This is a genomic window from Glycomyces sp. NPDC046736, from assembly GCF_040645615.1.
Lineage (GTDB): Bacteria > Actinomycetota > Actinomycetes > Mycobacteriales > Micromonosporaceae > Glycomyces.
The window spans coordinates 50,500-70,764 of the sequence record NZ_JBEYYO010000013.1; the positions used below are offsets into that span (position 1 = coordinate 50,500).

The window sequence follows — 20,265 nt, forward strand, 5'->3', positions numbered from 1 at the left end:
GGAGCACCATGACCACCGCACCCCAGCAACCGACCGCGATGCACCCCTTCAGGCGCGCCCTCACCCTCTGGGGCGTCCTCATCGCCCTCATGTGGCTCCTGCTCATCACCGACTGGGTCGTCCCGGCGCACCTGACCCAGTTCGGCATCACCCCGCGCAGCTTCGAAGGCCTCCTCGGCATCGGCGCCGCGCCGTTCCTGCACGCCGGCGCCGGCCACCTCGCCTCCAACATGATCCCGCTGGCCGTCCTGGGCACCGTCGCGGCGCTGCGGGATTGGAACGGGATGTGGGTCGCCCTCGCGGCCGCCGTGCTGCTCTCCGGCCTGGGCGTCTGGCTCTTCTCACCGGCCCACTCGGTCACCGTCGGCGCCTCCGGCGTGGTCTTCGGGCTCTTCGGCTACCTCCTGGCCCGCGGGGTCTTCATGCGCAAGATCGGCGACATCCTCATCGCCGTGCTCCTGGTCTGCGTCTACGGCTCCATGATCTGGGGCGTCTTCCCCTCCCAACCCCACATCTCCTGGCAGGCCCACCTCTTCGGCTTCCTCGGCGGCATCGCCGCGGCCTTCCTGACCGCCCGCCATCGCCGCATCACCGCCGCCGGAGGCCTGTCATGAACGCACCAGGCGGCTTCGCCTATAAACAGCGTTCCGACGGCACCGTGATCATCACCCACCACGGCCGCGCCGCGACCACCCTCCGGGGCGGTCGCGCCGCCAAATTCCTCGCCGAAGTCGACGACGACCCCCAGCAGGTCATGGCCCGCTGGACCGGCGCCTACAAGATCGGCAACGAGCGCACGGCCAAGAACCACCCGCGCAACCAGCGCCGATAACCCGCGTCGATATTCCCGCAAGCAATGGTGGGTGGGGCCTAGGCCCCACCCACCATTGTCGTTGCCCCGGTTCAGCCTTCGTGGATATCGACCATCCACGAGATCCCGAACCGGTCGGTACACGCCCCGAACTCGTCGCCCCAAGGCTGCTTCTCCAGCGCCACGGCCACCTCACCGGACTCGCTCAGACGCTCCCAATAGCCCCGCAGCTCAGCATCGGCGTCACCGCTGAGACTGATCGCGATGTTCTGCCCAGGGTTGTACGGCATCCCCGGAGGCGTATCCGAGGCCATCAAAGTGAACCCCGCAGGGGTCGTGAGCTGCGCATGCATGATCTGCTCCGGATCGGCATCGGGCATCCCCGAATCCCCGAACGTGTTCAGGCGCAATTCACCGCCGAGCACCGACTGATAGAACTCCATCGCCTCCCGCGCGTTCCCGTTGAAGGACACGTACGGATTGAGGGTCGAGACCATCGCACTCTCCCTTGATCGAACGAAACCTCCCGCCATAGTCGCAGCGCCCAGAGCGCTCGGCGGCCGAATCACCGACAACCCGCCACCGAACCCTCGCGTCGGTCGAGGGTCGGTTCGGGGGCCTCAGATACATAACTTGCGGGAACGGCACTTCTCGTGAGTTATTTGGATGGGCGGGACACGCTTGTTTTTTGGTTATTTAAATATAAAAACCGGATATTAATAATGTAGAATTGTGGGCATGACGAAAACAGGCACGACCGGGACCATCGCCGTCAAGACCACCTTGTGCAAGCGCTGCGGGACGCCGATACCGCAGCAGGCCGGACGCGGACGGCCGCGGCTGTACTGCGCCGAAGGCGACTGCGCGACACAGGCCAAACGCCAGCGGGAACTGCGGCGGGCCACGCCCGGGCTCGAAGGCGCTCTGGCGCGCGCCGAGGAGCTGTACGAGCAGATCGAGCAGTCGATGTCCTCGGCGCTGGCGCCGCTGGCCGAGGCGTTGCGGGCCGAGACCGATCCGGCCGAGGTCGAGGCGCGGCTCGCTGAAGTGCGGTCCGAGGCCGCGTCCGCTGTCGCTGCGGCACGGGCTGAACGCGACGAGGTCGCCGCCCGGGCCGCGGCACTCGGTGAGGACCTGGCCGCGGCCGGGGTCGAGGCCGAGCGGGTCGCCGCGGCACTCGGGGCCGCTGAGGAGCGGGCCAAGGAGGCCGTGGCGGCGCGGGTCGCGGCGGTCAAGGACGCCGAGGCCGCTCGATCCGAGGCGGCTGCGGCGAAGGCCGCCGCCGATGAGGCCAGTGCCGAACGTGACGCGGCGGTGGCCTCGGCGCAGACTGCGCGCCTTGAAGCTGATGCGGCGCAAGCGGATCGGGATACTGCCGAGGCTGCTCGGGTGGAGTTCGAGCAGGTCGCGGCACAGGCGCGCAGTGAGGCCGGGGCCGCCCGTGAGCGGGCCGATCAGGTGGCCGCCGAGGCGGCCGAGGCGCTGCGCGCCGGGCAAGCGGCACTGGAGCGGGCCGAAGCCCGCTCCCGGGCGGTCGCCGGTGAACGCGACGCCGAACGGGGCCGGGTCGAGTCGCTGGTAGCCGAACTCGCGGTGGCGCGGCGGGACGCCGAAGCCGCTGGGGCGCTCGCGAATGAGAGGGCTGCGGCTTTGGCCGCGTCGCAGGCCGAGGCGGCCGGTGCAGTGGCCGACCAGCGGGTACTGGCCTCGCGCTTGGAGGCCGCGGAGGCGGCGCTGGTCCAGGCCCGGGCCGAGACCGAGTCATGGCGCGAACGCGCTACGACCGCTGAAGCTCGCGCAGCGAATACGGCGTCTGGGGCCGCCGAGTGATCGCGGCCGTTCGCCGGGTTGTTCCTGGAGCGTGCACGCGCTGAGCTGCGAGCCTGGAGCACAACCCGAAGCATGAACAAGCATGGTGGGGCGCTTACGCGCTGAACGGCGTCCGGCTGCGGGGGTCGAGCCCTGCACGCGCGCTCACGATCGAGATCGGCAGCGCGGGAGCCTCAGCTCGGGTGGTACTCCCCCGCACCTGGGTGCGTGGTTTGTCCTGTTCGGGCCCCGGCGGTGAATCGGGGCCCGTTCATCGTGCTACTCGCCCGCGGCTTCGCGGGCGGCTTGTTCGACCTTGCCGCGGTAGGCGGCCCACCAGTCGGCGTCGTCGCCGGGCAGGTTGCTGTTCTTCGCGCTCAGGCCCGCGGCGCCGTCGATCGACTCGCGGACGATATCGGCGTGACCGGCGTGCCGGTTGGTCTCGGCGACCAGGTGGACGAGGATCTCCCCGAGGGTGACTTCCGCGTCCCCCCACCAGGGCACGACCCCGGTGTCGTCGATGTCGAGCGCGTCGATCGTGGCGTCCCCGTGCTCCCACACGCGACGGTAGAGGTCGGTGATGAACTCGGTGGACTCCTCAGGGGTGGCCCACATGTCGGCGTTGTCCTCGGCGTCCTCGGCGAACCAGGGGTGCTGTTCGGGGAAAGGACGGCCGAAGACGCGACCGAGATAGTCCGCGTCGACGCAGGCGAGGTGCTTGACCAGGCCAAGGAGGTTCGTCCCGGTCGGGGTCAGCGGCCGACGGAGGTCGTACTCCCCCAGGCCTTCGAGCTTCCACAGCACGGCCGCGCGTGCGTTCTTGAGATAGCGCTTGAGGTGCGCTTTAGTGTCAGTCATCAATGTGAGTGTGACACGCGGGTGTGACATCAGAGGTCGATGGGGTGCGATTCGAAAACGCGGAGCTCCCCCGGGCGATCCCGGAACTCGTCCAAGGCCGCGCTGGCGGCGACGTGGTGCGGCGCTTCGATATGCGCGCGCAAGGCGTCCATATCGGTCCACTCCTCGACGCAGACGAACGTGTGCTCGTCGTCGATCGAGGCGTAGAACTGGTAGCTCAGGCACCCCGCGTCGTTGGCGAGGGTCGAGGCCTGGAGCCCCCGGAGCCCTTCGAGGTAGGCCTCGCGGTGCTCAGGGGCGGCATGGACGATGGCGTGGACGGTGATCATGGAGCCAACGGTAGCAATCCGGTTGCGGGCCAAAAGGGGCGTCGTTAGGGTGGCGCGGTGACTTCTCATGACCGGCCCTCGCGCTTCGGCTTCCTGGACACCAACTCCCCCATCGCGCCCTGGCGCCTCGACCGCCAGGCCGCCGAACTGGCCGCGACCGCACCCCGCACCATCGTCGACATCGGCTGCGGCTGGGGCGAGCTGATCCAGCGCGTCACCCAGGCCGCGCCCGACGCGAAGGCCTACGGGATCGACGCCGACCAAGAGCTGCTCGAACGCGGCCGCGCCGGCGCCGCTGAGCGCGGCATCGCCGACCGGGTCGAGTTCGTGGAGTACCAGGGCGAGGCGTGGACCGAGCCTGCCGACGTGGTGGTCTGCGTCGGCGCCGCTCATGTGTTCGGCACCGCCGCCGAGGCCCTGGAGGCACTGTTCCCGCTGGTCAACCCGGGCGGGGTGCTGCTGTTCGGCGACGGGATCTGGGAACGTGAGCCCACCGAGGCCGACCTGGCCGGCATGTGGCCCGAGACGACCGCGGCCGACTGGCTGGAGCTGCCCGACCTGGTCGACGCCGCGTTCGCGACCGGGTTCCGGCCGCTGCGCGTCGAAGCGGTCGAGCGCTCCGAGATCGACGACTTCGAGTCGGGGTTCCTGCGCGACAAGGAGACCTGGCTGCTCGCCAACCCCGGCCACCCGAAGGCCGACGAGATCCGCGCGGGCGCCGACCAGCACCGCGCCTGGTGGCTGCGCGGCCACCGCGGCCCCTGGGGATTCGCGTACTTGACCCTCGGCAGGCCCGTCTGAGCGAGACCGAAGGCCCCGAACCGAGACCGGTTCGGGGCCTTCGGCGTGCGGTTCAGAGCGAGGCGAGGATCGCCAGCGCGATGAACAGGGCCTGCTCGGGCAGGCGTACGGCGATGGGGGTGGGTGGCTTGCCGGCGAGGGTGATGCCGCGCTTGGCTGCCGAATGGTTGGCCGGGTACATGGCGACCAGGAGCAGTGCGAGGCAGATGGCGGCGGCCGGTGCGGTGGCGGGGATCAGGAGTCCTATAGCCCCGGCGATCTCCAGGAGGCCGGTGGCGGTGACGAGCGCGGCCGGTGCGGGGAGGCGCTTGGGGACCATGCGGATCATGTCGATGCGGAATCTGGGTGCGAAGTGGACGGCGCCGGTGAGGGCGAACATGGCGGCGAGGCCGATGCGCAGGCTGGTCTGCCAGGCGTCGAGTGGCTCTGCGCCGAGGAACCCTGCGAGGCGGGCGAGGAGGGTGACGGCGGTGAGCGTGATGATGGGGGCCATTGACGGGCCTTCCGAACGTGTCTTGACAGTGTCAAGTTCATGATGCCTGGAAGGGCTTGACACTGTCAAGTCGTGTGGTTCGCCTCGCTCAGCCGCGCCGCTCGCGCCACGCGGCCACCGCCGCCTCGACGTCGAGCAGCCCGAACCGCAGCGGCGGCCCCTCGATCGGCCCGATCAATGCCTTGCGGATGCGCCCGTTCAACTCATCGACCGCCTCGCGCACCGCCGCCTCGGTACCCAGGGCGTTGAGCGTCTCGGGAAGGTCGTCGACCTCGCGGCTCAAACGCAGTGCGGGCGGGAGAGCGTCGGCGCCGATGCGCTCGCGGGCGGCGTGCTGGTGCAGCCACCAGTCCTCGTGCAGCGGCCGGTCCAGTCCCGGGATCGGCTTCCCGGCCCCGGGGAGGTTCTGGAACTCGCCGCGCGCCTCGGCCTCCTGGATCTGGCGGTCGACGCCGCGGGCCTGCCTGTCGCTCATCGGGGCCTCCCTGCCTCGGGTGCCCCGATCGTAACCGTCAGGCCCCGTGCACGACCAGGGCGACCGCCACGAACTGGGCCACGTAGGCCGCGAGCGTGAACGCGTGGAAGACCTCGTGGAACCCGAACCAGCGCACCGACGGATTGGGGCGCTTGAGCGCGTAGACGATGCCGCCGATCGTGTACAGGACGCCCCCGGCGAAGATCAGGACCGTCGCGGCCAGCCCCGCGCCTTCGACCAGCTGCGGCAGCACGAACACCGCGGCCCAGCCCAGGATGATGTACAGCGGCGTGTACAGCCAGCGCGGGGCGCCGATCCATAGGGTGCGGAAGGCGATGCCCGCGGCGGCGCCGGTCCAGACGACGGTCAGGAGCGCGGTGCGGGCGGTGCCTTCGAGGGCGAGGGTGGCGATCGGGGTGTAGGTGCCGGCGATGATGAGGTAGATGTTGGCGTGGTCGAGGCGTTTGAGCAGTCCGGTGGCGCGCGCGGTGAGGTTGGTGCGGTGGTAGAGCGCGGAGATGCCGAACAGGGCGGCGGAGGCGGCGATGTAGACCGCGGTGGTCAGGCGGGCGGTCGGGGTGGGTGCGGTGGCGACGAGGAGGAGTCCGGCGAGGATGGCGGTGGGGAAGGCGGCGAGGTGGAGCCAGCCGCGCAGGACGGGTTTGGCGATGGGTGCGGGTGCCGTGGTGGTTGCCGTTGCCATGGTTCGAGCGTACGTCTGGGGGTTACTCGCCGGTAGTGCGCTGCTCCCCCGATCGGGGGTGGGGTTAAGCCCCGTTATGGCGTGTGACGTGCGGTTCTGCCGTTAGGCTCCGGCGGTGGACGCGGTGTTGGACGGGGATCTGTCGGTGCAGATCGTGGTGCTCGCTTCGGCGGCGGTGGCGGCGCCGTTGCTGGTGGACCGGTTGGAGCGGTGGATCAAGCTGCCGAGCGTCGTGGTCGAGATCGTGCTCGGGATCGTGATCGGGCCGCAGATCCTGGGCCTGGTGTGGCCCAACGAGATGTTCGCGACGGTGTCGCAGCTCGGGCTGGCGATGCTGTTCTTCCTGGCCGGGTACGAGATCGACTTCCGGTCGGTGCGCGGGAAGCCGATCGCGCTGGCCTCGATCGGGTGGCTCGTGTCCTTCGCCGTGGCGGCGCTGGCGCTGCTGCTGGCCGGTGCGGGGGCGGCGCTGCTGATCTTGGCGATCGGGTTGTGCTCGACGGCGCTGGGGACGATCCTGCCGATCGCGCGCGATTCGGGGCTGCTGACCGGCCCGGTGGGCCCGCATCTGATGGCCGTGGGCGCGGTCGGCGAGTTCGCGCCGATCGCGTTGCTGGCCCTGCTCTATTCCGAAGGCGCGCATTCGGGGCGCGCCACGTTCGTCATCGCCGTCGCCGGGCTCGCCGTGGCCGCGGCGGTGTTCGGGTCCCTGCGCCGCTCGGCCCGCGTCTCGCACTTGCTGTCGGCGACCTTGGGGACCAGTGCGCAGTTGGCGGTGCGGCTGTCGGTATTGATCTTGCTCGGCGCGGTCCTGTTGGCCGCAGAGATCGGCGTCGACATCGCGCTCGGCGCTTTCGCGGCCGGGGTGTGCATGCAGGTGCTGCTGTCGGCGCTCAACGAACGCGAGGAGCACCTCGTGCAGTCCAAACTCGACGGGATCGGGTTCGGTGCGGTCGTCCCGGTGTTCTTCGTCTACACCGGAGTGACGTACGACCTGGACGAGTTGCTGGGGTCCCCGGTGGCGCTGGCGTTGATTCCGGTGTTCTTGGCCGCGTTCGCGATCGTGCGCGGCGCCACGACTTACATGGTGTTCGCCCGGGTCTTGGACTCAAGGCGGCGGAGGGTCCTGTCGGCGTTCGCGGCCACCGAGCTGCCGATCGTGGTGATCGCCGCTGCCACGGCGGTCGAACGCGACCTGGTCTCGGAGTCGGTGGCCGCCGCGATGGTCGGGGCCGCGATGCTCTCGGTCCTGGTCTTCCCGCTGGTGGGCCTGCGGTGGGCCAGGAGGTCGACCGCTGCTGTGTCGGCCGAACCGATCTGACCTCCGCGTCTGGGCGTAGGGGCGGATACGCTGCCGCGCCGATGTGTCCTCGTGCCTCTGGGCGCGACCGTGGGGGCATGAGCAAGCTTCGCCGCCCCGCCTACCGGGGCTTCGTCATCGCCCACGTGGCCTCGTCGGTCGCCTGGCTCGGGCTCAGCGCCTCGCTGATCGTGCTCGGCTTCTGGGCTTTCACCACGAGCGACCCGGCCGCGCAGTTCGCCGCGGCCACGGCCGCCGCTCGTCTGGCCGGGACCATCGCGATCCCGATCGGCGCGACCGCTCTGGCCACCGGGATCGTGCTCATGCTCGGCACCCGCTGGGGTCCGTCCTACGTGTGGGTCTTGGTCAAGTTGGTCGCCACGGCGATCGCGTTCTGTGCCACGGTGTTCGCGCTGCGGCCCGGGCTCGCCGCGACCGCCGCGTCGCTCGACGGGTCGACGCTTGCGGCCCTCGACTCGCAGATCATCGCCGCGCCGATCGTGTCCTCGGCGATCTACCTGGGTGCGACGATCCTTTCCTATCTCAAACCGTGGGGGCGGTGGCGCGCGGTCGCACCGGCCCCATCGCCAGCGCCCGCTCATAGTGGGCGATGAGCGCGTCCCCTTCGGCTTCCCAGGTGCGGACCAGGACCTTCCGGCGGCCCCGTTCGCCCCACTCGCGCAGGACATCGCGGCGGGCAGCGAGCGCGGCTACGGTCTGGGCCAGCGCCTCGGGGTCCCCGGTGGGGAAATGGGTCCCGTCGACGCCGGGGTCGACCAGTTCGGCCGCGCCTCCGGCGTCGACGGCGACCACCGGCACCGCTGAGGCGTGCGCTTCCTGGATGGTCTGCCCGAACGTCTCGAAGGGCCCGGTGTGGACGAACAGGTCCAAGGACGCGTACAGGCGTGACAGGTCGTCGCCGCCGAGCGATCCGAGGAACGCCGCCTGCGGCAAGAGCCGCTCCAGGGCCCGTCGCCTGGGGCCGTCCCCGACGATCACGAGGCGGATCTCCGGCAGCGCGGCCAGGCCGGTGAGCCAGTGGAGTTGCTTCTCGCGGGCCAGGCGGCCCACGTAGCCCACGACGAGCTCCCCGTCCGGGGCCAGCGCCTCGTGCAGGGTCTGGTCGCGGAACTTCGGGTGGAACCGGTCGGTGTCGACGCCGTGGGGCAGGACCGCGACGCCGCCGATGCCTTGCGCGGCCAGGGCCCGGCCGGTGCATTCGGACAGTGCGAGGTTGACCGCGGCCCGGGAGTGGATCGAGCGCAGGCGGTGCCACACGAGCTGCTCGAACGCGGTCAGGTGGTAGGCGCGGGTGTAGGAGGGCAGGTCGGTCTGCCATACGGCCACGGCCGGGACGCCGCGCCGCTCGGCCCAGGTCGCGGCCCGTGCGGTGTACCCGAAGGGGCTGGCCAGGTGCACGATGTCGGGCTGGTGGGCGTCCAGGGCCTCGTCGAGGGCCCGCGTGGCCAGCCCGGCCCGGAAGTGCTTGTAGGCGGGCAGGCGCACCGAGGGGACGTGGACGACGGGCCAGTCGAAGACCGGGCGGGGCCCCGGCCCTGGGGCGGGGGCGATGACGACCGGTTCGATCCCGCGTGCGGCCAGATGCGCCGCGGCGCGTGCCACGGACCGGGCGACACCGTTGACCTGGGGTGGGAAGGACTCAGTGACGAGTGCGACTCTCATGACCGGAGCGTAAACACCGAGGTGGGCGCGGGAGGGAACCCGACATGGCGCGGGCCTGAACCGCAGCCGATATTCGCCCGGTGCGACGACACCGTGTTCGGGCCCGAACGCGCGCCGGGCGACTTCGGTGCAGGGTGGTGTCGTACCCGCAGGGTAGGTATTGGAAGATGCACGCACCGGCCGCCTCACCGGCCCGCCGTGCCTCCCAATACAAGTGAAGGAGCCTCCGATGTCATTGTCGAGTGCCGACATCGCTCATCTGGAAGCGGTGCTGGCGCAAGGAAAGAAACCCAAAGTGGTGTTCACCGACGCCGCCGGGCAGATCGCCGGACGCAATGGGAAAGTCGTCGCCCTCGACCCCGCGGGCGTCGACGATTTCGTGACCGTCGCCTTCGGATCGGACGAACTGCCGTTCTCCGCGGCCGAACTGCGCCTGCCCGCCCCCGGCGAGGGCGCCCGCCGCGCCCCCCGCCAGCGCAGCGCACCGCAAGCGCCCACCGGCCCCGGGCTGCTCCCCGACGAGCCCGAACCCAAGCCCAAACCCACCGCGAGTGAGAGGACACCAGTGAGCACACCCGAAGCGCCCGCACCGGAGGCCCCACCGGCCCCCGCCAAGAAGAAAGCGGCCCGGCCGCGGGCCAGTGCCGCCAAGCACCCCGAACTCACGGTCACCTTGACCTATGAGGACGGCGAATGGGCCGTGGCCGCCGCCCGCGGCGCCCGCACCGTCGTCAAGGGCGCCAAGGTCGCCCACTCGGCCGCTCTGGCGATGTGCCAGGCCGCCGAAGCCGACGAGGTCACCGCGGTCGTGGCCGAAGTGGTCGAGAAGATCCGCTCCGAAGCGGCCGAGGAGGCCGCCCGGCTGCGCCGCCAGCTCGACGAGGCCGAAGCCCGTCTCGCCGAACTGAAATAACGCCACACGGCCCGGGGCGCGCCGCGGCGCGCCCCGCCGTCGTACCCGGTCCGGAATGTCGGGCCCGTATGCCACAGTGGTCGCATGACCACCGCCGCGCAGCTGCGCAAGACCGCCGCCACACTGCCCGGGGCTGCCTTGGGTGAAGTTGACGGGCTGCGCGAGTGGAGCGTCGACGGTACTGGTTTCGCAGGTCTCGACGCCGAATCGCGCGTGCTGCTGCGCCTGCCCGAGACCGAAGCGGCCGACATGATCGCGCAGGTCACCGGGGCCGAGGCCGCCGAAGGCGGGGTGCGTGTCCCGATCGGCGCCATCGACGGGCAGGCGCTGAACTACTGGCTGCGTCGCGCCTGGCTCGCCGCCGCTCCCCTTGCAATGGTCGAGGCCGCGAACGCGGCGGCGAACGCTCGAGCAGGCGAGGTCGGCGACTTGCCGCGAGGCATCGGCCGCCCGGCCACCCGCGCGCTCGCCGACGCCGGGATCACCACGCTCGACCAAGTCGAGGCCATGACCGACGCCGAACTCACCGCCTTGCACGGCGTCGGCCCCAAAACGGTGCGCGTCCTGCGCGAGACGATCGCACAGCGCTGACCATTGCGCCCGCGATGCCGATCATGTTGACCGTGAGGAGACGCGGCTTCGACCGCGAACGCTCCGCGGGTGCGCGAACCGGGTCAGTCGCGGCCGTGCTTGATGTAGATCATGACCGCCTCGCGCGTGGTCTTGACCCCCAATGAAGCCCGGGCCCCGGCGATGCGCCGGTTCGCCGTCCGAAGCGACACGAACTCCGCCTCGGCCGCCGCCGCGATCGTCGAACCGGCCGCAAGCCGCGCCAACAGCGCCCGCTGCTCGGCATCGAGGTCGAGGCCGTCGGCCGCCTCGGTCTTCCCCGGCGTCAACCCCAAGGGCCCGACCCGTTTCAAGTCAGCGGCCAGGCTCAGCGCCAGCGGCCCGGCCGCGACCGCCACGACGCCCGCGCCGCGCGCGGCCGCCAGGACCGCCTGCGACGCGGTGTGCTCATCGCCCACCGACCCGTGGCACACCAGGCGCCGCTCGGCCAGATCCCACGCCGGCTCCAACAGAGCGAACCCCCGATGCGCCGACCAGCCCGCCGCCGCGCAGCGCCGCACGATCGCGTCGGCCTCGGCTGCGGCCGCGACCACATGCAACGGCACCTGCTCGCTCATGACGCCTCACCGACCGTCGCCGACGACAGCAGCACCGCCGCCTCGGTGCGCGTCTTCGCCCCGAGCTTGCGCATCCCCGAACGGATATGCGTCTCCACCGTCTCGGCGGTGATCCCCAGGATCTCGGCGATCCGCCGCGACGGATGCCCCGAGGCCACATGCCGCAGCACTTCGCTCTCACGGTCGGTCAACCCGCCGCCCCCGCGCGCCGAACGTCGGTCGCGGCGCACATCGTGCTTGCGCAGCCCCCGCCGCGCCCGCCCGGCCAGCACGATCAACCCGTGCTCGTCGGCGATCCGCTCCGCCGCCTCCAAAGCCGCGACCGCCGCCCGCGCCTCACCCGAATGCACCGCCAGCGCCAACAGGCACCGGACCTGCTCGCGCGCGGCCAGACCGTCCCACGCCGAAGCGGCCTGCGCGAACGGGCCCGGGGCGGCCTTGTCCCACGCCGACAGCGTCGTGGCCACCGGCACCGGCCACGGCGCGGCCTCGGCCGTCACCGGCTCGGTCCCGGTGTCGTAGGCGATCCACCGGCCCGTGATGTGCGCGAGCCCGCCGACCAGGCCGGGCCTGACCTCGGGGGCCTCGGGCCCGGGCTGCCCGTCGAGCCACGCGGTCTCGTGTTCGAGCCACGCCACGAGCCCGTCGAGCGCGGCGGGCGCGTCGTGGAGCTTCGCGAGCCGGGCCCGCGCGGCCCCGAGCGCCCCCGTGTCGGCCTCGGCCAGGGCGATCGCCGCGTCGATGAGCGTGTCGGCCACCGCCGGGAGCGCGTGATCGGCCAGGGACTGCGCCGCGGCGATCACGTTGTCCAAGCCCGTGCCGGACAGGACCAGGCACCAGGCCGCCGCGGCGAGGAACCGCGTCTGCCACGAATACGCGCCTTCGGCGCCGGCCCGGTCGGCCGCCTCGTGCGCGACCGCTTCGGCCTCGACCAGCCGCGCCGCGTCCGCCAAAGCGATCACGCGGGTCCACGCGCACCACGCCGCCGTGGTGTGGTCGCCCGCCGCGCGCGCGAGGGTCTCGGCCGCTGCCAGAGCGTCCGGGTCGTCCCCGGCCAGGGCGGCGGCCAGCCCGGGGTGGTCGGTCGGCCCGTACAGGGCCCGCAACTCCATCGCGAGCGCCTCGCGTTCACTCGCGGGGGCGCACAGCAGCCGCAACTGGTCGGTCTCGGGCCCTTCAGGGGCACCGTGCAGGACCTCGCGGGCGTGCGCGGCCTCGCCGACGGCCAGCAACGCCCAGGCCCGGACGATCGCGGCCTCGCCGCCCAGGGCCCCGGACCGGTCCAGGACCGCCAGGGCCGCGCGGGTGCGGCCCGCTTCGAGCGCGGCCCGCGCCGCCGCGACCGTGTGCGTCGCGTCCAGGTCAGCGGCCAAGAGCAGCGCTTCGGCGCGGGCTTGGGGGCCGCCGCGACCGGCCGCGTGCAGCGCGGTGGCCAGGGCCCGGTCGGCTTGTCCGGCCGCTGCGGCGTGCCGGGCCGACTCGACCCCGACCGTGGCATCGGCCAGCCGCTCGTGCATCGACCGGCGCGCCTCCCCGTCGAGCAGCCCCGCGGCGACTTCGGCCATCCACGGCGAAGCCGGACGCAGATGCGCCCCTTCGGCGACCGCGAGCCCTGCTTCGGTGAGCACCGCCGCGCCTTCGCCCAGCAGCGTCGGGTGCGCCGGACGCCCCAGCAGACCCAAAGCGGCCAACGCCGTACGCCCCGCGCGCGGCAGGTCACTGATCGCCGCCGCCGCGGCCGCGGCAGGGTCCCCCGGTTCGGACGGCCCCAGATCGTCGGGATCAGCCGAGGCACGCCGCGCCAGTGACGACAACGCGAGCGGATTGCCCCCCGCCCGGGCGGCCAGCGCGGCCACACGCGTCGGCGGCATCGCAGGGGCCGCCTCGGCGACCAGCCGCGCGGCCTCCTCGTCGGTCAACGGCGGCACCGGCACGACCGTCGCGTGGGCGAACAACCGCTCAAGCGCCTCGGCGCCGAGCCGGTTCGGGGTCCGCAGCGCCACCGCCACCGGCAACCGCTCGGCCAGCACCGGCAGCACTGCCAACGTCGCACCGTCGCACCACTGCAAATCGTCGATGACCAACAGGCCCCCGCGTGTCCGCGAGAACACCGCCTCGGCCAGCAACGGCAGATCGTCGGCGGGCATCCGCGCCCGCGTGGCCCGCTCCAACGCCAGCGCCGGTGCACCGGAGAGCATCGCCAGGCCGCCGCCGGCGTGCACCGGCCGCTTCGAGGCCCGCGCGAGCCGCTCCAACAGCCTGGTGCGCCCGCACCCGGGCGGGCCGGTGACGACCACCAGCCCCGGGCCCGCGAGCGCGCCCGCGATGGCGCGCAACGCCTCGTCCCTGTCCGCGGCAGGCATGGCGGCTGCGGCGGACCGGGCCGGACCGGGGGTGGGCGGCGGGGCTGCCAAGGGGGCTCCTAACGCTGTGGCACGAATGGGGGAGGCGGTCGGGGGATCGAGGTTTGTATCGTCGTCTGTGTCGACCGAGGGCCGACGCCTCTCATGATATTGCGGATAGTTCGATACCGCAGACCGGCGTCGGCGAGGCCGACACCCAGGACTGACGAGAGGGCGGACGCGGGAGCATGGTGGCAGGGCAACTCACCACGAGTGTGGCGGGCATGTGCGAGGACCTGGCAGGCAAGGTCAGCAGCGCCTCTCGCCCCGTGGTCGAGGACGTGGCCGCCCGGCTCGGGCAGCCGCTGCGCGTCGCCGTCGCCGGGCGGTTGAAAGCCGGAAAGTCGACACTCGTCAACGCTTTGATCGGGCGCCGCGTCGCCCCCACCGCCGCCGGTGAATGCACCCGCGTGGTCACCCAGTTCAGGTACGGCCCGGCCGACCGCGTCGACGTCATCGCCCGCAATGGCTCCAAGCACGCCGTGCCCCTCGACGCCAACGGCATGATCCCCACCTCGCTGCCGATCCCGGCCGACGAGGCCGCCATGATCGACGTCCAGCTCTCCTCCGACCGCCTGCGGGACCTCACCGTCGTCGACACCCCCGGCCTCCAGTCGGTCAACACCGACATCTCCGACGCCGCCCGCGAGATGCTCTTCGCCGCCCCCATCGCCGAAGACGTCGACGACGACTCCAAAGCCGCCGTCGAATCGGCCGAGGCGATCATCTACGTGTTCACCCAGCAGGTCCGCGCCGACGACGTCGAAGCGCTCGAAGCGTTCGCCAAAGCCTCCCAACAGCTGTCCAGCTCCCCCATGAACGCTCTGGGCCTGTACAACAAGGCCGACAAACTCGCCCCCGGCCCCGGCCAGGACCCCTGGCCCGTCGCCGGACCCATCGCCGCCGACCAGGCCGCGGTCCTGCGCCGCGCCGTCTGCGACGTCGTCCCCGTCGTGGGCCTGCTCGCCGAGACCGCCGAAGCCGGTCTCCTCACCGCCGCCGACTGCGAAGCCCTGCGGACCCTCGCCGGACTCGACGAGGCCAAACGCGCCCTCATGCTCGCCTCGGCTGGACTGTTCCTGTCCACCGAAGGCCCGGTCGACCAGCACCAGCGCAAACGCCTCCTCGAGCGCCTCGACCTGTACGGCATCCACTTCGCGATCGCCCACCTCGACGCCAACCCGCACCTGGCCACCGGCGAACTGGTCCGCATCCTCTTCGCCGCCTCCGGGTTCCCCCGCCTGCGCACCACCCTCCACCAGATCTTCGGCGTCCGCGCCGACGTCATCAAAGCCGGCTGGGCCCTCGGCCGCCTCGACGCCGCCGCCGCCTCCGGGCCCGCCGCCGACCGCGACCTCCTGCGCGGCGCCGTCGAATCCATCGTCGCCCGCCCCGAATACCACCGCCTGCCGCTGTTGGAGGCCGCAGCGCAGGTCACCACCGGACAGGTCGCCCTGCCCGAGGCCATGGAAGCCGAAGTGGCCCGCCTGGCCCTGACCGACGACGCCGGGGTCGTCCTGGGCCTGCCCGACGCCCCCCGGCCGCAACTGCGCCGATCCGCGATCGAAGCCGCCGCCCGCTGGCGGGCCTTCGCCAACGGCGGCGCCACCCCGTCCCAAGCCCGGGTGGCGAACGTGGTGCATCGTGGATTCCACCTGCTTGCCCAGCGGCTCGGATGAGACCTTCGACAGCCTTGAACGACATAAGGAGAGCAACGTGACGACTCGACTCGGCGGACCGCTGGTGGGGGCCCTGGTCGGCCTCGCCGCCGCGGCCCTCGGCGCGGTGTTCCTCACCGGCGGGTTCGATCCGACGACCCTGGCCGTCGCGGCCGGGTCGGTCGTCATCGCCGCCGCCATCACCGTCCTCACCGGCCGGTCCCTCACCCCGCCCCCGACCGAGGCGGCCGCCCTGACCCCCGCGACCGGCACCATCCCGGTCCAGCAACTCGCCGAACCCGCACTCGCCGCCCAAGTCAGCGCCGACCGCACCGTCCTGGTCGACGCCTGCATCTGGATGCGGGACCGCGCCACCTCCCCGGCGCTGGCCCAGCACCTCGACGGCGCGTTCACCCGCGTGGGCATCACCCAGGTCGACGCCACCGGGCAGCGGTTCGACCCCGCCGTCCACGAAGCCGGCGCCACCGTCGCGGCCAAGACCCCCGCCGACGACGGCATCATCGCCCGCACCGAGACCCCCGGCTACTCCGACCGCGGCCGCCTCCTGCGCCACCCCATCGTCACCGTCTACCGCGGGCAGGTGCGGGCATGACCGACACCGCCGCCCCCGCCAGCGCCGCGCCCGCCAAGAAGGCCGCCGCCAAACCCAACCCGGCCGTGCAGATCCACAAACTGTGCGCCAAGGCCGCCAAGGCCGGCAACGCCTCGCTTCGGACCGTGGACGCCAAGGCCGCCGCCGAAGTCGACGAGGTCGCGCGCTGGCAGCCCGACAAGCCCGTCGCCGTCGTCGTCGGCGAAACCAAACGCGGCAAGTCCTCCCTGGTCAACGCCCTGCTCGGGATGCCCGGATTGTCCCCTGTGGACGCCCAGGTGGCGACCACGGCCTACCTGGAGTTCGCGTGGGCCGACCAGGCCTCGGTGCGCGCCTGGCAGCCCGGCGCGTCCGACCCGATGCTGCTGGGCGTGGGCGACCTGCGCAACTGGGCCACCAGGCTCGGCACCATGCCCCCCGGGATGGTCCCGCCTAGGCGCATGCTCGTGGGCCACCCCTCGGCGCTCCTCAAGCACATGTCGATCGTGGACACTCCTGGGACCGGGGGCCTCGACCCCGACCACGCCCAGATCGCGCTCGAAGCGGTCGGCCGCGCCACCTGCCTGATCATGGTCACCGACGCGTCCAGCCCGATGGCCAAGACCGAACTGGACTTCCTCACCGAAGCGTCCAAACGCGTCAACTTCGTAGTGTTCGCGCTCACCAAGACCGACACCTACCCCGGGTGGCGCACGGTCATGGACGAGAACCGGTCCCTCATCGAAGCCCACGCCCCCCGCTTCCGCAACGCCCCCCACTACCCGGTCTCGGCGATGCTCGCCGAACACGCCCTCGCCTCCCAGGGCCCGACCCGCCAGGCCCTGGCCAAGGAATCGGGCATCGGGAAGATGCAGCGGGCCCTGGTCAAGGTCGCCACCGCCGGGAAAGCGCTCGTCGCAGCGAACGTGGTCCGCGCGGTGCGCACCGAGTTCCAGCGCCTGGCCGTCTCCGCGGCCGAGGACATGAAGGCCTACGACCCCGACCCCGAGGCCGCCAACCGCCTCAAAGAAGAGAAGAAGCAGGCCCTGGCCCTGCGGCGCACCGAGACGAAGAAGGCGAACCTCGCCCTGCGCGTGGAGACCCAACGGGCCAAGATCGAAGTCCAAGGCCGCCTGCGCACCCACCTGCAAGAACTCGAAGAGGCCCTGCTCGACGAAGTCGAGAAGGCCAACAAGGCCGCCCTCGAATCGCTCCCCCACCGCGTCGACATCGCCCTCCAAGGCATCGCCGCCAGGCTTTCGGGCGAACTCCACCAGCGGTTCGTGCTCCTGGCCGAACGCGTCCTTCGCCAGGTCTTCAACGACGACGAACTGCGCCAGGCCACCAACGCGATCTCCGCGGGCCTGCGCACCGCCGCCTCGGGCCGAGCCCGCCGCGACGCGGCCAACGACGGCGCGCTCCTGGTCGCGTCCTCGGCCGGTGTGGCCATGATGGCCGGACGCGTGGTCTCGATGGGCGCCGGCGCGATCGGCCTCACCGCCGTCGCCGGAACCGCCGGCGCGATCGCCCTGTCGGCCTCCGGCATCGGCGTCGGCCTCGCCGCCGCCGCGTTCCTGCTGTACCGCCGCAAGATCCAAGGCAACCGCCAAGCCGCCAAGCAGTGGATCCAGCGGATCATCGCCGAAGCGCGCGCGAACCTCAACGAGGAGATCAGCTTCCGGTTCACCGAGGTCGAGTTCGTGTTCAACTCCACCCTCGACGACGCCCTGGAGCGCCGCGCGGCCGAGTTCGACGCCCGCATCTCCGCGGCCGAGAACGCCGCGAAAGCCGACCAGGCCGCCCGCGCCAAGAAGCAGGCCGCGCTCAAGCAGCGCCGCGACTCGATGGCCACCAAGGTCAAACAGCTCGACGAGGTGCTGGTCAAGGCCCGCTCACTCGTCCCAGGCGAGGAGGACTCCGATGGATGATTTCGACCCGTTCGAACCCCAGGCAGGCGAAGGCGACTTCGGCGACCTCCCCGAAGACCTCGAAGACGCAGGCGCCCCCGACTTGGACGACTTCGAATCAGACGAGGTTCCCGGCGACGACGACCTCGACGCGTTCACCTTCGCCGACGCCGAATCCGAGTTCGAGCCCGAAGCTGAGGCCGACCTCGACGACTTCGACGACGACTACAGCGGCGAAGGTACCGACGACGACGCTGCGGGCGACGAGTCCGCCTACGCCGCAACGTACGAGGACCTGCTCCTCGACGAAGCGGACAACCCGCCGAGCTTCCCGCCCGAACTCGACCTCGACGTCCCCGAACCGGTCGACGGCTACCCCTGGGTCGACCTCGACGTGCTCGGCTCGGCCGAAGCCGAACCGTGGGTCAACGCCGTCGAAGCCAACGAGTACGCGCTCGCCGACATCGACGACCCCGCCGCCTCGGCGCTCGCCCGCTTCTGGCAGGGCTGACCACGCGGGCCGGCCCCGGCACGCCGCCCGCGCGCATCGACATAAAGCATCGACAAGTGACTATGCAAGGTGTGCACTGTCCGATGTCGCCTGCCCGCACCCTCGGGCGTCGAAAGCGACCGAACGGCCTGCGCGCCACCCCTGGCCTGCGTTGCGCTCGAACATGAACGAAACCCGCAGGCCAGTGCGGGCAACGCACGCACCTTGACACTCCACAAAGGCCTATGGCGCGAAGGACCCGGCCCCGCCCGGGGAAAATCTCGGACCTCACGGCACCGAAAAGGGCGAACCGGCGGTAGATTGGCTGCATTACCGTCGAGTCCGACGCCCGATTCCCCCTCGCCGGGCCCAGGCCCGTCCCCGCACGACCGACCGGGAGCCGCGTGGTGAACGAACCAGACCACTACCGCGTTCTCGGGGTGAGCCCGCAGGCACCCAGACCCGAGATCCAAGCCGCCTACCGCCGCCGCCTGCGCGAGACCCACCCCGACCGCGGCGGCGACGAAGCCGAGTTCCACCGCGTCCAAGGTGCCTGGGAGATCCTCTCCCACCAGGGCCTTCGCCGCGAATATGACCTGCTGCGCTTCGGGCGCCGCGCCGCCCGCCGCTACGGCAAGGCCGCCGCGCGACCCTCGCACCGCAAGGTCCGCGGCTGGAACGTCGCCCCCGCACCGCAGCCGCAGGCCGCCGCCTTCCCCACCGAAGGCGCGCTCGTCGCCGTCCCCTGGCACGCCCGGCTGCGCCGACAAAGGCCCGTGCACCGGCCGTCCTCGTGGATCGCCGGCGGTGCCAGCGCGGCCGTGGCGCTGGTGTGGGCCGTAGCGGGCCTCTCGTTCTGCGCCGCCGCTTTGGCCACTGACGCTTCGCTGCTGCTGCGCGCCATGTCGATCCCGGTCGCCTTGGCGGTGGTCATGATCGTGTGCGTGCAGACCTCGCGGGCCTTCCGGTCCCGGCCCGAGGTGGCCCCGAACCGGCCGACCGGGCGATTGGTGCTCGCGTTCCTGTTCGCCGCGGCGGCGGTGTGGCTGCCGGGACCGGGAACGGCATGGGGCTGGTACCTGGGCGTGTTCGTGCTGTCGGGGGCCGCTCTGGCCTGGACGGTGCGGCGGATGCGGTGGACGCTGGCGCTGCGCCGCTCGGTCGGCGGGGCCTTGCGCCAGTTCAACGCGTTCGGCCCGGCCGGGACGAGACCGAGGGCCGACCGGCCTACTGGGAAGCTGCTGCGGGAAGTGCTCACGAACCTGCCTGCGGCGCGGCTGTTCGTGTCGCTCCCGGCGACCGAGTTCTCGCGGGTGCCGCACGCGATCGTGTGCGGCGACCGGATCGCGCTGCTGTGCGCGCCGGTCGGGCGCGACAGCGCCGATGTGGACTCGGTCGACCTGCCCGAGGCGGTCGCCGCTTTGGCGCAGGCGGTGCCTGCGGCGCACGTCCAGGGTTGGGTCCTGTGGCCGGTGCTCCCCGAAACCGCCCGCGAGGGCGAGACCGCCGCGGTCCACGACGTCGCGGTCGGCCAGGCCGCGGCCGACATCGGCCTGTGGCTCGCATCAGGCGGCCCGGTCTACGACCTCCCCGTGCTCCAGACCTTGCGGATGCGCCTGGTGACGGTCCCCGCCCCGCGCACCGACGACCGCAGTCCCGCGGTGCGGGCTTAGGCGGGGTTGACCAACCCTCGCGGGTCGCTGTCCGGCCCAGTCGCCCGCTCGCTTCGTTGTCGGCCTCCCGAACACAACACCGGTGTTCGCACGCTCTTCCGCGGCCTCGGCGACGCCTGCGAGCCGTCAATGAGCCCAGTGAACGAACGGACTCCGATACCGCCACGCCGGGAGTTCGCAC

General features: G+C 71.9%; 22 protein-coding genes. 13 read left to right on the forward strand and 9 right to left on the reverse strand.

Annotation, left to right across the window (positions count from 1 at the left end; genetic code table 11):
• Nucleotides 1-8: 8 nt before the first annotated feature.
• The gene (locus AB0B28_RS14235) at nucleotides 9-614 is read left to right on the forward strand and encodes a rhomboid family intramembrane serine protease (protein ID WP_360120765.1); all 606 of its coding nucleotides are present in this window, start codon (nucleotides 9-11) and stop codon (nucleotides 612-614) included.
• The gene (locus AB0B28_RS14240; RefSeq protein WP_360120767.1) at nucleotides 611-832 is read left to right on the forward strand and encodes a hypothetical protein; all 222 of its coding nucleotides are present in this window, start codon (nucleotides 611-613) and stop codon (nucleotides 830-832) included. Before AB0B28_RS14235 ends, AB0B28_RS14240 begins: the two co-directional genes overlap by 4 nt.
• Before the next feature lie 71 nt (nucleotides 833-903).
• Here the strand turns inward: AB0B28_RS14240 and AB0B28_RS14245 are convergent, their stop codons facing one another.
• Entirely contained in the window at nucleotides 904-1,308 is a 405-nt protein-coding gene (locus AB0B28_RS14245) for a VOC family protein (RefSeq protein ID WP_360120769.1), read from the reverse strand.
• 241 nt (nucleotides 1,309-1,549) lie between these two features.
• Between AB0B28_RS14245 and AB0B28_RS14250 the strand changes: the two genes are divergently transcribed.
• Complete coding sequence (locus AB0B28_RS14250) at nucleotides 1,550-2,641, forward strand: hypothetical protein (protein ID WP_360120771.1); 1,092 nt, start codon at nucleotides 1,550-1,552, stop codon at nucleotides 2,639-2,641.
• Between the two features lie 258 nt (nucleotides 2,642-2,899).
• Here the strand turns inward: AB0B28_RS14250 and AB0B28_RS14255 are convergent, their stop codons facing one another.
• Both AB0B28_RS14255 and AB0B28_RS14260 read right to left on the reverse strand, forming a co-directional pair.
• Nucleotides 2,900-3,478, reverse strand: a complete 579-nt coding sequence (locus AB0B28_RS14255; protein ID WP_360120773.1) for a DinB family protein — start codon at nucleotides 3,476-3,478, stop codon at nucleotides 2,900-2,902.
• Nucleotides 3,479-3,507: 29 nt separating this feature from the next.
• The gene (locus AB0B28_RS14260) at nucleotides 3,508-3,807 is read right to left on the reverse strand and encodes a putative quinol monooxygenase (protein ID WP_360120775.1); all 300 of its coding nucleotides are present in this window, start codon (nucleotides 3,805-3,807) and stop codon (nucleotides 3,508-3,510) included.
• Between the two features lie 57 nt (nucleotides 3,808-3,864).
• Here AB0B28_RS14260 and AB0B28_RS14265 point away from each other — a divergent pair, with 57 nt between their 5' ends.
• On the forward strand, nucleotides 3,865-4,608 hold the full coding sequence (locus tag AB0B28_RS14265) for a class I SAM-dependent methyltransferase (protein ID WP_360120777.1): 744 nt from the start codon (nucleotides 3,865-3,867) through the stop codon (nucleotides 4,606-4,608).
• A 52-nt stretch (nucleotides 4,609-4,660) separates the two neighbouring features.
• Here AB0B28_RS14265 and AB0B28_RS14270 read toward each other — a convergent pair whose 3' ends face one another.
• The 3 genes from AB0B28_RS14270 to AB0B28_RS14280 form a co-directional block, all read right to left on the reverse strand.
• A complete protein-coding gene (locus tag AB0B28_RS14270; RefSeq protein WP_360120778.1) occupies nucleotides 4,661-5,101 on the reverse strand; it encodes a DoxX family protein in 441 nt (146 codons plus the stop codon).
• 88 nt (nucleotides 5,102-5,189) lie between these two features.
• Complete coding sequence (locus tag AB0B28_RS14275; RefSeq protein ID WP_360120779.1) at nucleotides 5,190-5,576, reverse strand: DUF1992 domain-containing protein; 387 nt, start codon at nucleotides 5,574-5,576, stop codon at nucleotides 5,190-5,192.
• Between the two features lie 37 nt (nucleotides 5,577-5,613).
• On the reverse strand, nucleotides 5,614-6,279 hold the full coding sequence (locus AB0B28_RS14280) for a hemolysin III family protein (RefSeq protein WP_360120781.1): 666 nt from the start codon (nucleotides 6,277-6,279) through the stop codon (nucleotides 5,614-5,616).
• Between the two features lie 115 nt (nucleotides 6,280-6,394).
• Here AB0B28_RS14280 and AB0B28_RS14285 point away from each other — a divergent pair, with 115 nt between their 5' ends.
• Both AB0B28_RS14285 and AB0B28_RS14290 read left to right on the forward strand, forming a co-directional pair.
• Nucleotides 6,395-7,600: a cation:proton antiporter gene (locus AB0B28_RS14285; RefSeq protein ID WP_360120783.1), complete on the forward strand. Its 1,206-nt coding sequence runs from the start codon at nucleotides 6,395-6,397 to the stop codon at nucleotides 7,598-7,600.
• Nucleotides 7,601-7,677: 77 nt separating this feature from the next.
• Complete coding sequence (locus tag AB0B28_RS14290; protein ID WP_360120785.1) at nucleotides 7,678-8,193, forward strand: DUF2269 domain-containing protein; 516 nt, start codon at nucleotides 7,678-7,680, stop codon at nucleotides 8,191-8,193.
• Here the strand turns inward: AB0B28_RS14290 and AB0B28_RS14295 are convergent.
• Nucleotides 8,123-9,262 carry a glycosyltransferase family 1 protein gene (locus AB0B28_RS14295; protein WP_360120787.1) on the reverse strand — a complete coding sequence of 380 codons (1,140 nt, stop codon included), beginning with the start codon at nucleotides 9,260-9,262 and terminating at the stop codon, nucleotides 8,123-8,125. The two genes, AB0B28_RS14290 and AB0B28_RS14295, sit on opposite strands and share 71 nt — an antisense overlap.
• 229 nt (nucleotides 9,263-9,491) lie before the next feature.
• Here AB0B28_RS14295 and AB0B28_RS14300 point away from each other — a divergent pair, with 229 nt between their 5' ends.
• Both AB0B28_RS14300 and AB0B28_RS14305 read left to right on the forward strand, forming a co-directional pair.
• Nucleotides 9,492-10,175: a hypothetical protein gene (locus AB0B28_RS14300; RefSeq protein WP_360120789.1), complete on the forward strand. Its 684-nt coding sequence runs from the start codon at nucleotides 9,492-9,494 to the stop codon at nucleotides 10,173-10,175.
• A gap of 84 nt (nucleotides 10,176-10,259) precedes the next feature.
• Complete coding sequence (locus AB0B28_RS14305; protein WP_360120791.1) at nucleotides 10,260-10,766, forward strand: helix-hairpin-helix domain-containing protein; 507 nt, start codon at nucleotides 10,260-10,262, stop codon at nucleotides 10,764-10,766.
• A gap of 83 nt (nucleotides 10,767-10,849) precedes the next feature.
• Here AB0B28_RS14305 and AB0B28_RS14310 read toward each other — a convergent pair whose 3' ends face one another.
• A complete protein-coding gene (locus AB0B28_RS14310; RefSeq protein WP_360120793.1) occupies nucleotides 10,850-11,362 on the reverse strand; it encodes a LuxR family transcriptional regulator in 513 nt (170 codons plus the stop codon).
• The gene (locus AB0B28_RS14315) at nucleotides 11,359-13,776 is read right to left on the reverse strand and encodes a LuxR C-terminal-related transcriptional regulator (RefSeq protein ID WP_360120795.1); all 2,418 of its coding nucleotides are present in this window, start codon (nucleotides 13,774-13,776) and stop codon (nucleotides 11,359-11,361) included. The genes AB0B28_RS14310 and AB0B28_RS14315 overlap by 4 nt, the downstream gene beginning before the upstream one ends.
• A 176-nt stretch (nucleotides 13,777-13,952) precedes the next feature.
• Here AB0B28_RS14315 and AB0B28_RS14320 point away from each other — a divergent pair, with 176 nt between their 5' ends.
• The 5 genes from AB0B28_RS14320 to AB0B28_RS14340 all read left to right on the forward strand — a co-directional run bounded on the left by AB0B28_RS14320 (nucleotide 13,953) and on the right by AB0B28_RS14340 (nucleotide 20,084).
• On the forward strand, nucleotides 13,953-15,443 hold the full coding sequence (locus AB0B28_RS14320; protein WP_360120797.1) for a dynamin family protein: 1,491 nt from the start codon (nucleotides 13,953-13,955) through the stop codon (nucleotides 15,441-15,443).
• Between the two features lie 37 nt (nucleotides 15,444-15,480).
• Nucleotides 15,481-16,035 (forward strand): nucleotide exchange factor GrpE, encoded by a 555-nt coding sequence (grpE, locus tag AB0B28_RS14325; RefSeq protein ID WP_360120799.1) that lies wholly within the window; start codon nucleotides 15,481-15,483, stop codon nucleotides 16,033-16,035.
• Nucleotides 16,032-17,942 (forward strand): dynamin family protein, encoded by a 1,911-nt coding sequence (locus AB0B28_RS14330; RefSeq protein ID WP_360120800.1) that lies wholly within the window; start codon nucleotides 16,032-16,034, stop codon nucleotides 17,940-17,942. Before grpE ends, AB0B28_RS14330 begins: the two co-directional genes overlap by 4 nt.
• Nucleotides 17,935-18,432, forward strand: a complete 498-nt coding sequence (locus AB0B28_RS14335; RefSeq protein ID WP_360120801.1) for a hypothetical protein — start codon at nucleotides 17,935-17,937, stop codon at nucleotides 18,430-18,432. The genes AB0B28_RS14330 and AB0B28_RS14335 overlap by 8 nt, the downstream gene beginning before the upstream one ends.
• A 386-nt stretch (nucleotides 18,433-18,818) precedes the next feature.
• Nucleotides 18,819-20,084, forward strand: a complete 1,266-nt coding sequence (locus AB0B28_RS14340) for a J domain-containing protein (protein ID WP_360120803.1) — start codon at nucleotides 18,819-18,821, stop codon at nucleotides 20,082-20,084.
• Nucleotides 20,085-20,265: the final 181 nt, after the last annotated feature.